Origin of the sequence: Sulfitobacter brevis (genome assembly GCF_900112755.1) — a bacterium.
GTDB lineage: Bacteria > Pseudomonadota > Alphaproteobacteria > Rhodobacterales > Rhodobacteraceae > Sulfitobacter > Sulfitobacter brevis.
Window position 1 is genome coordinate 1 of sequence record NZ_FOMW01000057.1, and the last position, 2,323, is coordinate 2,323.

Sequence of the window (2,323 nt, forward strand, 5' to 3'; positions counted from 1 at the left end):
CAGGCCACAACCGATATCAGTCGAGAGAGGCTCCGTGCAACAAGGCCACTGGATGTGGCGTTTTTGTCCGGTGCCGCGCACCCTCTCACAACAAACCAAGATGCCTCTGCGATTCAGCAATAGGCGTCGAAAACCCTGACGACGGACAGTCTTCGAACCGCTTGAAGACTTGGACGGGCGGTCCCAATAAGACCGCCCACCATTGTTAGCTTCCAAAACCGCCACCGCCCGGTGTTTCCATCACGAACACATCATTCACGTCCATTTGCGTTTCGTCGTTGCCCTGCAACCAATCCAGATTACCGTTCGCCCGCTCCACAGAGTTCTTGCCCGGCTTGCCATCTTGACCACCCGCTGCTCCCGCAGCACCAATGGTTCGGGCAAGAGAGATGTCCGCCCAGAACTTGAGGCATGGGCTTTGTTGATGGCGTGGATCGGGGATGCCCCTCCCGACGGCATCGCAATGTGCCATTGTGGTGAATGTTGAAGCCATCACAAGCACCCTTGCAAATGATGAAAGACTGGCACAAAATCAAACCAGAATGTTCAAGACAACGCCATACTACCGTCCGGGATGTGACAGGTAAACAAGGGGGAGCAACTTAGTTTAGGCTCATGACGGAAAAACACAGCCACTGAATGACCTATCAGTCAAGAAAGAGATAATATGTTAACTGAATCCAAAACATCCGATGATACATTTATGATTTTGAGCGTCGCGCTGGCGGTCATATTTATATGGTTTGGGGGGATTAAATACACTGGGGGTGGGGCAAGCGGTATTGAGGGCTTGGTCAATAACAGCCCCATTCTGTCATGGGTCTACGGCCTGTTTAACGTCAGGTCTTTCGGAGCTCTACTCGGCACTGTAGAGATCATTATTGGTATCTTATTACTTTTAGGAATCAAAAATCTCAAGCTTCGTGCTATTGGCAGTCTTGCAGCGATTTCAACTTTTGCCGTTACACTCACCTTTTTATTCACGACACCAGGTGTGGTGCCGGAAGGCGCAAGCTTTCCGATTCTGTCCGGCATGCCCGGTGAATTTCTGCTAAAAGATATTGTCTTGCTGGCAGTATCCTATGTGTTGTTTTCGAGCGCCAAACATGCGCTTCGAAACAGTACACATTAAAGCGGTTTGCTTTTAATCTGACGCATACCCTGCAACTTTGAAAAAGCTCCAGCACTCTTCGGGAGCAAAGATGCCGACGAGGGCTTGGATGGGGGAATCATAGGTTCTTGCGCCGATGCGGCGGAAATGTGCTTTCAGCTTTGAGAAGGCCAGGACCGGCGGTTAGTATAATACCAACCCGCTTAATCATTGACCTGTGGTGGCCCAATTACGAGTTGCAATTGATTTGATGCGTCCGGTTTCAGCGGTCAGGCGGTTCCAGGCATCGCAACAAGCATCAACGATGGCCTCCCAATTCTCGAACTCGCGGTTGGAAAGGTAGGTTTGGCGGAAGAACTGCCAAATATTCTCTGTTGGGTTCAGCTCTGGCGAATAAGGCGGCAGGAACAGGATCGAGAGGTTTTTCGGAACCTTCAATGCGCTGGATTTGTGCCAGCCCGCGCCGTCCATGATGATAACGCCGTGGGCTTCGGTGGCGATTGACCGGCTGATCTCCTCAAGATGCTTTTGCATGCCTGATGGGACTCCCATCGCGCCAGCATGTGGCGTGTTGGGGTTTAGCCCGACATCAGTTATTTCTCTGTGCTGACGGACCCTCAAAACTTCGACATCATTGTCCAGGGGATGGAGCAGGACTGGCGCAACCCACCTACCTGGGAAGGCCTCTTTGGCGTTGGAAGTGAAGAGGAGGCCCGAGATACAATTGCTTCATAGGGCCGTGGAATCTGCGGATCCGCTAAGGGCTTGTCATTCCACGGCGTTCTGAGCAGTATTCCAAGACCCGCACAGAGCGGACAAAACGAAAATTGGAGACACGGCAATGGCTAACGGCACTGTAAAATGGTTCAACGCAACAAAAGGCTTCGGCTTTATCGCACCTGATGGTGGCGGTAATGACATCTTCGTTCACATCTCCGCGGTGGAACGTGCGGGGCTCACTGGCCTGGCAGACGATCAAAAAGTGACCTTTGATGTCGAAGCTGGCCGGGATGGCCGAGAAAGTGCTGCCAACCTCTCACTGGCCTGAATAAAGCTTGTTTTGAATAGGCCTGGCTTGAATTGTAGAACCAGCCAGAAGATGCCGCTGTGGCTGATAGGCCTTGGCGGTTGTGTTTGAGATAGCGAAAACGCCGGCATCTGCGCGGCGTTGTTGCACGGAGGGTAAATTGGCTGGAACGCGCCCTACCCGAG

4 protein-coding genes are annotated in these 2,323 nt (G+C 52.2%); 2 read left to right on the top strand and 2 right to left on the bottom strand.

From position 1 onward, the window contains the following. Window positions 1-205 precede the first annotated feature (205 nt). Window positions 206-493: a hydantoinase B/oxoprolinase family protein gene (locus BM174_RS20635; RefSeq protein WP_093925663.1), complete on the bottom strand. Its 288-nt coding sequence runs from the start codon at window positions 491-493 to the stop codon at window positions 206-208. Window positions 494-667: 174 nt separating this feature from the next. Between BM174_RS20635 and BM174_RS20640 the strand changes: the two genes are divergently transcribed. Further along, window positions 668-1,132, top strand: a complete 465-nt coding sequence (locus tag BM174_RS20640; protein ID WP_093925664.1) for a DUF417 family protein — start codon at window positions 668-670, stop codon at window positions 1,130-1,132. 186 nt (window positions 1,133-1,318) lie between these two features. Here the strand turns inward: BM174_RS20640 and BM174_RS20645 are convergent, their stop codons facing one another. Then, window positions 1,319-1,645 carry a transposase gene (locus BM174_RS20645; RefSeq protein WP_177209574.1) on the bottom strand — a complete coding sequence of 109 codons (327 nt, stop codon included), beginning with the start codon at window positions 1,643-1,645 and terminating at the stop codon, window positions 1,319-1,321. 307 nt (window positions 1,646-1,952) lie between these two features. Here BM174_RS20645 and BM174_RS20650 point away from each other — a divergent pair, with 307 nt between their 5' ends. Further along, the gene (locus tag BM174_RS20650) at window positions 1,953-2,159 is read left to right on the top strand and encodes a cold-shock protein (protein WP_093925666.1); all 207 of its coding nucleotides are present in this window, start codon (window positions 1,953-1,955) and stop codon (window positions 2,157-2,159) included. Window positions 2,160-2,323 lie beyond the last annotated feature (164 nt).